The sequence below is a fragment of the Stenotrophomonas sp. NPDC077421 genome, from assembly GCF_049545505.1.
GTDB lineage: Bacteria > Pseudomonadota > Gammaproteobacteria > Xanthomonadales > Xanthomonadaceae > Stenotrophomonas > Stenotrophomonas nematodicola.
Genome location: NZ_JBMWDP010000004.1, coordinates 1 through 11151 on the forward strand (window position 1 = coordinate 1; position 11151 = coordinate 11151).

11 protein-coding genes are annotated in these 11151 nt (G+C 64.6%); 10 read left to right on the top strand and 1 reads right to left on the bottom strand.

Annotation, left to right across the window (positions count from 1 at the left end):
• Positions 1 to 50: 50 nt before the first annotated feature.
• From ACPEH1_RS03235 to ACPEH1_RS03265, 7 genes are all read left to right on the top strand, one after another.
• Positions 51 to 1211, top strand: a complete 1161-nt coding sequence (locus tag ACPEH1_RS03235; protein ID WP_423715224.1) for a thioesterase domain-containing protein — start codon at positions 51 to 53, stop codon at positions 1209 to 1211.
• A 76-nt stretch (positions 1212 to 1287) separates the two neighbouring features.
• Positions 1288 to 2637, top strand: a complete 1350-nt coding sequence (locus tag ACPEH1_RS03240; protein ID WP_136007135.1) for an MFS transporter — start codon at positions 1288 to 1290, stop codon at positions 2635 to 2637.
• Positions 2638 to 2696: 59 nt separating this feature from the next.
• Positions 2697 to 2909, top strand: a complete 213-nt coding sequence (locus tag ACPEH1_RS03245; RefSeq protein WP_017355340.1) for an MbtH family protein — start codon at positions 2697 to 2699, stop codon at positions 2907 to 2909.
• 27 nt (positions 2910 to 2936) lie between these two features.
• Positions 2937 to 4193, top strand: coding sequence for an efflux RND transporter periplasmic adaptor subunit (locus ACPEH1_RS03250; RefSeq protein ID WP_017355341.1), 1257 nt, complete (start codon positions 2937 to 2939; stop codon positions 4191 to 4193).
• A gap of 10 nt (positions 4194 to 4203) precedes the next feature.
• Positions 4204 to 4929 (top strand): ABC transporter ATP-binding protein, encoded by a 726-nt coding sequence (locus ACPEH1_RS03255; protein WP_017355342.1) that lies wholly within the window; start codon positions 4204 to 4206, stop codon positions 4927 to 4929.
• 1 nt (position 4930) lies between these two features.
• Positions 4931 to 7369 carry an ABC transporter permease gene (locus ACPEH1_RS03260; protein ID WP_017355343.1) on the top strand — a complete coding sequence of 813 codons (2439 nt, stop codon included), beginning with the start codon at positions 4931 to 4933 and terminating at the stop codon, positions 7367 to 7369.
• A 155-nt stretch (positions 7370 to 7524) separates the two neighbouring features.
• On the top strand, positions 7525 to 8844 hold the full coding sequence (locus tag ACPEH1_RS03265) for a S41 family peptidase (protein ID WP_192813859.1): 1320 nt from the start codon (positions 7525 to 7527) through the stop codon (positions 8842 to 8844).
• A 36-nt stretch (positions 8845 to 8880) separates the two neighbouring features.
• Here the strand turns inward: ACPEH1_RS03265 and ACPEH1_RS03270 are convergent, their stop codons facing one another.
• The gene (locus ACPEH1_RS03270; RefSeq protein WP_166473172.1) at positions 8881 to 9534 is read right to left on the bottom strand and encodes a 4'-phosphopantetheinyl transferase family protein; all 654 of its coding nucleotides are present in this window, start codon (positions 9532 to 9534) and stop codon (positions 8881 to 8883) included.
• A gap of 246 nt (positions 9535 to 9780) precedes the next feature.
• On the opposite strand from ACPEH1_RS03270, the gene rpsF reads away from it, so the two are divergent.
• The 3 genes from rpsF to rplI all read left to right on the top strand — a co-directional run bounded on the left by rpsF (position 9781) and on the right by rplI (position 11061).
• A complete protein-coding gene (gene rpsF / locus ACPEH1_RS03275; RefSeq protein WP_017355346.1) occupies positions 9781 to 10218 on the top strand; it encodes a 30S ribosomal protein S6 in 438 nt (145 codons plus the stop codon).
• Between the two features lie 11 nt (positions 10219 to 10229).
• Positions 10230 to 10460 carry a 30S ribosomal protein S18 gene (gene rpsR, locus ACPEH1_RS03280; RefSeq protein ID WP_002804494.1) on the top strand — a complete coding sequence of 77 codons (231 nt, stop codon included), beginning with the start codon at positions 10230 to 10232 and terminating at the stop codon, positions 10458 to 10460.
• A gap of 151 nt (positions 10461 to 10611) precedes the next feature.
• Positions 10612 to 11061, top strand: coding sequence for a 50S ribosomal protein L9 (gene rplI / locus ACPEH1_RS03285; protein WP_017355347.1), 450 nt, complete (start codon positions 10612 to 10614; stop codon positions 11059 to 11061).
• Positions 11062 to 11151: the final 90 nt, after the last annotated feature.

The following is an 11151-nucleotide window of genomic DNA, read 5'->3' on the forward strand; positions in this document are numbered from 1 at the left end:
CCGATGCGGCCGGTGGCTATCGCCTGGATGGGTATGTGGCCGGTGACGCCGTGCAGGCCGAGGCGCTGCGCGAGCAGCTGGCCACGCGACTGCCGGCGTACATGGTGCCGGCCCGGCTGTGCGTGCTCGACGCCCTGCCGCTGACCCCCAACGGCAAGGTGGACCGCAAGGCGCTGCCGCTGCTGGAGGCGGTGGCCGAGGAAGTGGTCGCTGCCGACGGTCCGCTGGAGCAGCAGTTGCAGGCGATCTGGGGACAGCTGCTGGAGCAGCCGCAGATCGGGGTGACCGCCAACTTCTTCCACAGCGGCGGCCACTCGCTGCTGGCGGTGCAGCTGATGTCGCGCGTGCGCGAGGCGTTTGGGGTGAGCCTGCCGTTGTCGCTGGTGTATCGCGCGCCCACGATCCGCGGCTTCGCCAGCGCGATGCAGACCCCTGCGTCGTCCACGATGGTGGTGCCCCTCAATCGCACCCAGGCGCTTCCGGCGGTGTTCGCGATCCACGCCGCGGCCGGCGACATCGGGCGCTACCGCACATTGGCCGACGCGCTGGACGGCAGGTTGAGCGTGCACGCGATCCAGCGCCCGGAGAATATCGGCGACGCGCCCGTCGAGCTGATTCCGATCGATGTACTGGCGCAGAAATACGTGCGGCAGATGCGCATGATCCAGCCGCACGGACCCTACCGTCTGATGGGCTGGTCGCTGGGCGGACTCATCGCCATCGAAATGATCCGGGAGCTGGAAAAACAAGGGGAAAGAGCGTCCCTTCTGGTGACCATCGACACGGTCTGGGCCGGGCAGAAAACACGTGATTTTGTGAGCAACTGGATCAATGGACAGCCCTGGAAATGGGTGCTAGAGTCGATCACTGATGACAAGGGGGTAATGGACGTACTCGATGAAGCCATCGGCTTCAGTCACGACGGCATTCTGGACGCCATGAAGGGGAGATTCAGGGCACTGGCCGCAGCCAATCTGCTGGCGGTCCTGGATCAGCGTACGGACGGAAGCATCCAACCGGATTTCCATCTACGCATCATCGCGGAAAGAACGGCGGAGACCATGGACATGGATCTCCAGACGACGATGGCTGGGCGTTTGGTCGATCCCGTGGGATCGCGTGTCATGCAGGTCCGCGCCGATCATTTCTCGGTCATCGACCATCCCGCCGTTGCAGAGGCCTGTGCGGATGCGGCGTCTGCAACCGCATGACGCTGGGGGCCCGTCGAGCGCTTCAGATCAGTTCCCGTATTGACCGCAGTAGCGCTTCAGGAGGAGGCACTATCGAATGTCGGCAGGATTGAGAAGATTTCTGGTCGTATGGTCGGGGCAGACCATCTCCGTCGTTGGTACCCAGTTGAGCAGTTTCGCGCTGGGTGTATGGATATTCCAGCGCACTGGATCGGCGCTGCTGTTCGGCCTCTCGATCGCATTGCAGATCGTTCCCGGCGTGCTGCTGTCGCCACTGGCAGGCGTGATCGTCGACCGGTTCAACCGGCGCACCGTGATGCTGGTGTCCGATCTGTGCGACATGGTGGTTGCGCTGGTGCTGTTCACCCTGCTGCTCAACGATCAGCTGCAGGTGTGGCACATCTACATCGCGGTGCTGCTGTCGTGCGCGTTGACCACCTTCCAGCAGCTTGCGTATGCGGCCTGTGTCGTCCAGTTCGTGCCGCGCGAGAAGCTGGGCATGGCCAACGGCCTGGTGCAGCTGAGCATTCACGGATCGGCGGTGATGGTCCCGCTGGGCGCGGCGCTGCTGATGCAGTGGATCGGCCTGAAGAACATCATGCTGATCGACTTCGCCTCGTTCGGCATCGCGCTGGTCACGCTGCTGCTGGTGCGCTTCCCGTCGATACCGGCCAGCACCGGCGTTGGCGCGCGGCCGGGTCTGGCGGGCATCCGTAACCAGATCGTCGATGCGTGGGGCTACCTGCGCGCACAGCCCGGACTGCTGTCACTGCTGTACTTCTTCGCGATCAGCAGCTTCTCCATCGGTTTTGTCCAGGTTCTGTTCCGGCCTCTGGTGCTGACCCTGTCCGATGCCACCACGCTGGGACTATTGATGACCGCCGGCGGGATCGGTGGATTGACCGGCGCCATCGTGATGGCGACATGGGGCGGCCCGCAGCGGCACATCGACGGCGTCACCCGGTTCATGTTCCTGGCGGGCTGCGCGATCATCCTCTGCGGTGCGACAGGCTCGGTATGGCTGATCGGCGCGGCTGCAGTCCTGTTCTCCTTCTGCGTGCCGATCATCACCTCCTGCTCGCAGGTGATCTGGCAGCGCAGCATTCCCGAGGACATGCAGGGGCGGGTGTTCGCCTTCCGCCAGGTGATTTCGACGCTCTTCATGCCGTTGGGCATGGTGCTGTCGCCGTTCCTCGCCGAGTACGTGTTCGAGCCGTTGATGCGCACCGACAGCGGACTGTCGCGCACGCTCGCCCCGCTGCTTGGTGCCGGCCCGTCGCGTGGCATGGCGTTGCTGTTCATCGTGATGGGCCTGGTGGTCGTCGTGGTCGCCCAGGTCGCCATGCGCAATCGTGGCGTGCAGCAGCTCAGCCACCTGACCAAGTCGAACATCCGCCAGCCATCCGCCCCGGCACAGCCGCAGGTGGTGGCGAACGAAGGCGGTTGACCCCCCCGGCACGGATAGGCCGGAAGTGACAGTGACGTTGTGATCTAGGAGAGCAAGCAATGAACACAGAGTATGAAGACAGCCTGACCTACGTCGTGGTCGTGAACCACGAAGAGCAGTACTCCATCTGGCCCGAGCACAAGGATATTCCGCTGGGCTGGACCGACGCCGGCAAGCACGGCACCAAGGCCGAGTGCCTGGAGCACATCAAGGAAGTCTGGACGGATATGCGTCCGCTCTCGCTTCGCAAGGCAATGGAAGCCGTTTCCTGACGTCGTACTTCGGACAAGTGTGTTGACATGGACCGTAAGATCGAGGCGCCAAATCGTAAGAAGACCCGGATCGCCATCGCGGCGGCGGGCGTGGCGGCTGTCGCCATCGCCTATGGCGTGCTGTCGGCCGCCAGCACCAGTTCGGCCAACGTCGACCGGGGCAAGCTGACCATCAGCCAGGTGAAGACCGGTGCGTTCGCCGAGTACCTCCCGCTGCGTGGCCAGGTGATGCCGGTGGACACCATCTACCTCGATACCGAGGAAGGCGGGCGGGTGGATGCCGTGCACATCAAGGAGGGCAACCCGGTCAAGGCCGGGGATCTGATCCTGACCCTGACCAACAACCAGCTGCAGCTGGATGCGATCACGCGCGAAGCGCAGATCAGCGAACAGCTCAACAACCTGCGCAATACCCAGTTGGCATTCGAGCAGAATCGCCTGCTGCTCAAGCAGCAGCTCGTACAGTCGGATTATCGGCTGGCGGAGATGAAGCCAATGCTGGAACGACGGCGCGAGCTGTCGCTGCAGAAGCTGATCTCCGAAGAGGACTACCGCCGGATGGCGGAGGAGTTCCAGTACCAGACGCTGTCGCGCGAAATCATTGTGGAATCGCAGAAGCAGGAAACGCGCATGCGCCAGGCGCAGATGAGCCAGCTTGAGGACAACCTCAAGCATCTCCAGGCCAATCTGGCGGTGGCGCGCAAGAACCTGGAGAACCTTGCCGTCCGCGCCCCGGTCACCGGCCACCTGACCATGCTGACCGCCGAGGTGGGCGAGTCGAAGGCGAAGGGGCAGCGGCTGGGGCAGGTCGATGTGCTGACGGCCATCAAGGTCACCGCGCTGGTCGATGAGTTCTATATCGGCCGCCTGCAGGCCGGTCAGCTGGCCAGCTGCCAGATCGGTGGAAAGCCGTTCGATCTGATCATCGACAAGGTGTACTCCGAGGTGGTCGATGGGCAGGTCAAGATCGACTTCCGCTTCAAGGCAACGCCACCGGCGGATGTGACCCGCGGGCAGACGTTCCAGGTCAACCTGCAGCTGAGCGAGCCGAGCCAGCGCCTGATGCTGGCGCGTGGGGGGTTCTTCCAGGACACCGGCGGCAGTTGGGCATTCGTGCTGGATCCGTCGGGAAAGACCGCGCAGCGTCGCGAGATCAAGCTGGGCCGCAAGAATGTGAATCACTTTGAAGTGCTTGAGGGGCTCAAGGAGAAGGAATCGGTGGTGGTGTCCAGCTACGGGCACCTGGTCAACGTAACCAAGCTCGAATTCAATACGGACAATTGAGGGGGTCAGGATGTTGCAGCTTCACCAGGTAACCAAGAAGTACATCGCCAGCGAAGTCGAAACCACTGCGCTGAACAGCATCGACCTGAACATCGCCCCGGGCGATTTCGTTGCGGTCATGGGGCCGTCCGGTTGCGGCAAGTCGACCCTGCTCAACGCGGTTGGCATGCTTGACCGACCCACATCGGGCAGGTTCGAGTTCATGGGCGAGGACATCATGTCGATGACCGAAGCGCGCCTGGCGAATCTGCGCAAGACCAATCTCGGGTTCATCTTCCAGAGCTTCAACCTGATCGATGAACTGTCGGTGTGGGACAACGTCGAGCTGCCGCTGGTCTACCAGGGGGTGGCCGCCGCAGAGCGTCGCCAGCGTGTCGAGGAAGCCCTGACGCGCATGGCGATCCTGCCGCGCAAGGACCACATGCCGCAGCAGCTGTCCGGCGGCCAGCAGCAGCGCGTGGCCATTGCCCGAGCCGTGGTGACCCGCCCCAAGCTGCTGCTGGCCGACGAACCGACCGGCAACCTGGACTCCAAGAACGGCGAAGAGGTGATGAACCTGCTGCGTTCGCTCAACGCCGACGGCGCCACCATCCTGATGGTGACCCACTCGCGCGAGCACGCCACCTATGCCAACCGCATGATCGAGATGGTCGACGGCACTATGGTCAGCGACCATCGCATCGAAGCTGCCCCGGCAGCGCCGGTCGTCCGCCAGACCGAAGCGAGCGAGGCATGAGATGTTCAAGAACTATCTGCTGATCGCCTGGCGCAACATCACGCACAACAAGCTGTACACCGGCATCATCCTCGCCGGACTGGTGGTGGGGCTGACCTGCGCCATGCTGGTGGCGACGTTCGTCCGCCATGAGCTGAGCTACGACCGGAGCATTCCGCACTACGAGCGCACCTACCGTGTCGGCTTCCAGGTGCTGGAGAACGGGGTCCATGTGACCACCGCCAAGCTGGCCCCTGCCGCCGCGCCCTACGTGAAGGACAACGTCGCCGGTATCGAGGCGGTGGTCCGCATGTACTCCCTGCAGGGCAATCAGTTCCGGGTGATCCGCGACGAGGCGGTCTTCAACCAGGACGATGTGTACTTCGCCGATCCCAATGTGTTCTCGATGTTCCCGGCCGAGTTCATCGAAGGGAGCGCCACCACGGCACTCGATCAGCCCGGCAAGGTGGTACTGACCCGTGAAGCGGCCGAGAAGTACTTCGGTACGGCCGACGCCGTGGGCAAGCGCCTGACCCTGGAAGGCACCAACAAGGTGGACGTGGTCGTGTCGGCCGTCGTCGAGAATCTGCCGGCCACCACCCACCTCAACTATCGCCTGCTGGTCTCCATCGATACGCTGAAGACGCTGTACACGGCCAAGATCCTGGACACGCTGGCCGATGCACGGGCCTACACGTACATCCGGGTCGAAGAAGGGCGCAGCCGTGAACAGGTGATGTCCGATCTGCAGGTGCTGTTCAAGCGCTTCCAGGACGTGCATGAGGTGCTCACCCCGCTGCTGGTCCGCGTGGATGACATCCATCTGCGTGCGCCGCCGTCGGACAACGAGATGAAGATCAACGGGGACATCAACACGGTCTACGTGTATGTCGCCATTGCGCTGGTCATGCTGTTGGTGGCGGCGGTCAACTTCATGAACCTGGCCACCGCCCGTTCCAGCCGCCGTGCCAAGGAAGTGGGCATCCGCAAGGTGCTCGGCGCCACGCGGGGCCAGCTGGTGGCGCAGTTCATGATCGAGGCGATGGCCTTGACCCTGGTCGCCTTCGTGATCTCGGCGCTGCTGGCGATGGTGTTGATTCCGTCCTTTGGCGGTGTGCTGGGGCGCGATCTGCACTTCACCCTGTTCAGCGATCCGCTGCTGCTGGGCGGGCTGCTGCTGGTGGCCGTGATCGTGGCGCTGTTGTCGGGCAGCTACCCCGCGTTGTACCTGTCCGCCTTCGAGCCGGCCAAGGTGCTCAAGGGCGATGTCACCCGCGGCCGCGCCGGCGCGCTGTTCCGCAAGTCGCTGGTGACCTTCCAGTTCTGCGTGTCGGCGGTGCTGGTGGTGGCTACCGTGGTGGTGCTCGCGCAGATGCGCTTTGCCGAAGCCGAACGCCTTGGCTACAACAAGGAGCAGGTGGTCACGCTGACCCTGCCGGCGCGGGTTGCGGGCCAGTACGACGCGTTCCGGCAGCAGTTGCTGTCCGACCCGTCGGTGCGGTCGGTGGCCGGTTCCAGCCGCATCCCGACCGAGCACCTCGGCGACATGATGGCGCTGCAGATCGACGGGGCCGAGTACGCGATGTACTACTACCTGTCCGTCGAGGAGGACTTCTTCTCCACGTATGAGGTGGCCTTCGCGGCAGGGCGGCCGTTCGCCCGCGAGCGGTCCGGCGAGCGCATCATCGTGCCCACCGAGGAAAACCCGGTGACCCAGGCCAAGCTGGTGGTGAACGAGTCCTTCGTCAAGGCGCAGGGCTGGTCACCGGAGGATGCGATCGGCAAGACCGTGGACATCCAGCTCAGCGAGGACCCGCAGCGGCCGCTGATCAAGACCACCGTGATCGGCGTCGCCAACGAGATGCACTTCACCTCGATGCGCCAGAAGAGCCGCCCGGCGGTGTTCGTGGTCTCGCCGGACACCTTCCGCAAGGTGTCCATCAAGGTGGATGCAGCCAACATCGATGGCGCGCTCAAGCACATCAACACGGTGTGGGACCGCTTCGCTGCCGGTGAGCCGATGGAGGCGCAGTTCCTCGATGTGCGCTTCGACGCCATGTACCACCTTGAGAAGCGCCAGGCCAAGGTATTCACCTGGCTGGCGGGCCTGACCATCGTGATCGCGGTGTTCGGTCTGTACGGGCTGGTGTCCTATTCCACCGAGCGGCGGACCAAGGAAATCGGTATCCGCAAGGTGCTGGGCGCCAGCAATGTCAGCATCGTGATGCTGTTCATCAAGGAGTACAGCTGGCTGGTGCTGCTGGCCAACGTGATCGGCTGGCCGATCGCCTACATGGTCATGCGGGACTGGCTCAACGGCTTCGAATACCGCATCGACATGAATGTGGTGTTCTTCGCCATCGCGGCGCTGGTGACCTTCACGGTGGCCTGGCTGACCGTGTTCACGCAGGCGTATGCGGCGGCCAAGGCACGGCCGGTCAACTCGCTGCGCTACGAGTGATGCAGAGGGGCGGGGCGACAGGGTCGCCCCGCCACCGGCCCGGGTTGCCGGGGCGGCAACGAACGTGGGGTGTTGAAATGCTGAAACGTTTTGCGAGATGCGCCAGTGTCGCGATGATGCTGTCTGCCACGGCCTGTCATGGAGACCATCAGAAGGTGTACGCCGATCTGGACGACCCCGCGTTGATGGATGCGACCTTCACCGCACCGCAGCTGCAGCAGGATGTCGATTACCTTTTCAAGCGCGTGGCCGAACTGCATCCCGACCTGGACGCACGGTTGCCATCGGCCGAGCGCGAGACGCTGCGCCTTGCGTTGCGTGGCCAGGTGCGCGAGGGCATGGACCGTCGCGCGTTCCAGCGGCTGGTCGGCACAGCGACAGAGGCCTTCCGTGACGGCCACGCCGGAGTGTTCTATCCCTACCCGGAATTCAACCGTTTCAGCGCGGGCGGTGGCACCGTATTTCCGATGACGGTGACCAGCCGCGATGGGGCGCTGTACGTCAAACACGATTTCTCGCCAACCACGCCGCTGGCGGCGGGCACCCGCCTGCTGGCCATCAACGGGGTTCCGGCGCAGGAGATGCTCGCGACGATGGCGCGCTATACGCGCGGTGAAAGCCAGCTGCTGCGCGAGCAGATCGCCGCGCGCGAGTTCTCGACGCTGCTCTGGCACTATTACGACGTCGATGGTCCGGCAACCGTGCGTTACCAGTCGGCCACCGGTGAGGTCGAGACCCAGGTCCCCGCACTGTCGGCCACCGCGTTCGAGGCGGGCGTGGAGAAACAGGAGGATGCCGGGGGCAGCAACGTGGCCTATCGGACCCTCGAGCAGGACGTGGGCTACCTCGAAGTGTCCTATTTCGGCGGCGACCAGGGCGACTTCCGCAGCAGCATCGATGACGCCATTGCCACCGCGCGCAAGGACGGCGTCAAAGATCTGCTGGTGGACATCCGCAACAATCCGGGCGGCTCCACCGACAACGTCGAGACGCTGCTGTCGCGGTTGTCGGCGCAGGAGTGCCGCCTGGTGTCCGGGATCACCGAAAAGATCAACGACACCAGTGCCGGTGGCTGGTTCGCCAAGGGCAAGGCCGGCGAGCTGGTCAACGTGGATTACGATTCGACGGTGACGCCGGCCAAGGAGACGAAGCGGTTCCCCGGCAAGGTCTACCTCCTGATCGGGCCGTACACCTACTCGGCCGGCATCGTCATGGCGACGGCAGTGCAGGACTGCGCGGTCGGTACGCTGGTCGGTGAGCCGACGGCCGGTTTTGCCAACCAGACCGGCCAGATCTATTTCTTCGATCTGCCCAACACCCGCATCCGGGCCTTCGCGCCGACCCGGCTGCTGTTCCGCCCCAGTGGCGACCGCCGCGTGGGCGGCGTGCAGCCCGAGCATCTGCTGACGGCGTCCGGTGCCGGGCAGGAGGCGATGGTGGAGCAGGCGCGGGCGCTGGCGGTGTCCAGGCGCTGACGCGGCCGGCGCGGAGCTGGGGCGACGTGCCGCCGCTCAGGGTAGCCGCGCCAGCAGCACTGCGGCGGCGACATGGTTGCCGTCGCAGGCGACGCGGCCTTCCAGCGGCTGCGATGTATAGGCAGGGTGGGTGGCCGGGACGACCTGGGCGCTGAAGCGGTCCCCTTGCCAGCGCAGCTCCACCTGCTGGAAATCCAGGAACTCCCGGGTGGTCGGGTACAGCGCCTTGTACAGCGCTTCCTTGGCGCAGAAGGTCAGGGTGGCGCCGAGCGCGTGCCAGGCGGTCGGCAGCTCGCCCAGTGCCGCGTATTCGGCCTCACGCAGCACAAGACGGTGGATGTCCGCAGGTAGCGGGCGGGCCGGTTCGACATCGATGCCCAACCCGACGGTATCGGCGCTGCGGGCCAGCGCGACCGCGCAGAGGGTGTCGCAATGGGTGATGGCACCCACGATGCCATCCGGCCAGACCGGTACCCGGTCCGCGTCGTTGACCAGCGGTGCGGCGGCTTCGGCACGGTCGGCAAGCAGGTGCCGGAACAGCTGGCGACCCGCCGCGTACTCGCGCTGGCGCTTCTCCACGGCATGGGCCACCTGGGCCCGCTCCGGCGGCAGGAGTTGGCCGGGATCGGCCAACGCGGGCGGCATACTGGCCAGCAGAACGCCATCGGGCAGCAGGGGCCGAAGCAGCATCCGGTCACGGTACACATCAGGCCGGTCGGGCCGGCGGAAGCCCAACTCTAGACGATCCCGGCCATTCAGGCGCATGAACGGGCGACCGGACACTACGCCCGGCAACCGGGTAGAACTTGCCCGGGAACGGGCATCCGGGCATAATCGGCGGCTTCCTGCGATCTGCGTAGGAACCCTTGCCCCACCGCATTCATCCGCGGGGGGCTGTCCGGCCCCTCGGGGGCCACATCCGAAAGGTAGAAAAACATGAGTCGTCATTACGAAATCGTGTTCCTGGTCCATCCGGACCAGAGCGAACAGGTCCCGGCCATGATCGAGCGCTACAAGTCGCTGGTCGAGAACGGCAACGGCACCATCCACCGTCTGGAAGACTGGGGCCGTCGTCAGCTGGCCTACCCGATCCAGAACCTGGTGAAGGCCCACTACGTCATGCTCAACATCGAAGCCGACCAGGCCGTGCTGAGCGAGCTGGTGGAGAGCTTCCGCTTCAACGACGCCGTGCTCCGCAACCTCGTCATCAAGCGTGACGAAGCTGACACCGAGCAGTCGCTGATCATGAAGAGCAAGGACGAGAAGGGCGACAAGCCCGAGCGTGGCGAGCGTCGTCGTCGTGACGATGAAGAAGGTGAAACCACCCCCGCCGCTGACAACGAAGCCGGCGAAGACGCCGCTTCGGCCGCTTAAGGAGCACTGACATGTCCAAGTTCTTCCGTCGCCGCAAGTTCTGCAAGTTCACGGCCGAAGGTGTCAAGGAGATCGACTACAAGGATCTCAACACCCTGCGCCAGTACCTGACCGAGAACGGCAAGATCGTGCCGAGCCGCGTCACCGGTACCAAGTCGAAGTACCAGCGCCAGCTGGCAACGGCCGTCAAGCGCGCCCGTTTCCTGGCCCTGATCCCGTACACCGACAACCACGACGTCTGATGAAGGCGGGCGGCCCCCGGGTCGCCGCTTTCGTGGACCTTCCGCCCGCGCCGCAAGGCCGCGGGCGGTTTCCGGTCCACCGTTCGGATATTCGGACAGCCATCGCTGCGGGGCCACGCCTCGCTAACGAATACATATTTGGAGCTACACCATGAAGCTGATTCTTCTCCAGAAGGTCACCAACCTCGGCGGTCTGGGCGATCTGGTCGACGTGAAGCCGGGCTACGGCCGCAACTTCCTCGTCCCGACCGGCAAGGCCGTTCCGGCGACCCCGGCCAACGTTGCCGAGTTCGAAGCCAAGCGCGCTGATTACGAAGCCAAGGCCCAGTCGATCCACGCCGACGCCGAAGCCCGCAAGGCCAAGCTGGAAGGCGCAAGCGTCACCATCGCCGCCAACGCATCGACCGAAGGCAAGCTGTACGGCTCGGTCGGCCCGCGCGACATCGCCGAAGCCTTCACCAAGAACGGCCTGGCGCTGGAAAAGAGCGAAGTCATCCTGGGCGAAGGCGCCTTCCGCAACGTGGGCGAGTACGAGGTGACCATTCACCTGCACGCCGACGTCGAAACCACCGTCAAGGTGGTGGTGGAAGCCGAAGCCTGATCCCTGCCGCAAGGCTGGAGTCGCTGAAACGGGTGCCCGCAAGGGCGCCCGTTTTTGTTTTTGGGGTCTGCACGTCACGGGGGAGAAGGG

Coding starts and splice junctions, on each gene's coding strand:
- ACPEH1_RS03245 (WP_017355340.1), top strand. CDS start 2,697: ATGAACACAGAGTATGAAGACAGCCTGACCTACGTCGTGGTCGTGAAC.
- ACPEH1_RS03260 (WP_017355343.1), top strand. CDS start 4,931: ATGTTCAAGAACTATCTGCTGATCGCCTGGCGCAACATCACGCACAAC.
- ACPEH1_RS03270 (WP_166473172.1), bottom strand. CDS start 9,534: ATGCTGCTTCGGCCCCTGCTGCCCGATGGCGTTCTGCTGGCCAGTATG.
- ACPEH1_RS03240 (WP_136007135.1), top strand. CDS start 1,288: ATGTCGGCAGGATTGAGAAGATTTCTGGTCGTATGGTCGGGGCAGACC.
- ACPEH1_RS03250 (WP_017355341.1), top strand. CDS start 2,937: ATGGACCGTAAGATCGAGGCGCCAAATCGTAAGAAGACCCGGATCGCC.
- rplI (WP_017355347.1), top strand. CDS start 10,612: ATGAAGCTGATTCTTCTCCAGAAGGTCACCAACCTCGGCGGTCTGGGC.
- rpsF (WP_017355346.1), top strand. CDS start 9,781: ATGAGTCGTCATTACGAAATCGTGTTCCTGGTCCATCCGGACCAGAGC.
- ACPEH1_RS03255 (WP_017355342.1), top strand. CDS start 4,204: ATGTTGCAGCTTCACCAGGTAACCAAGAAGTACATCGCCAGCGAAGTC.
- rpsR (WP_002804494.1), top strand. CDS start 10,230: ATGTCCAAGTTCTTCCGTCGCCGCAAGTTCTGCAAGTTCACGGCCGAA.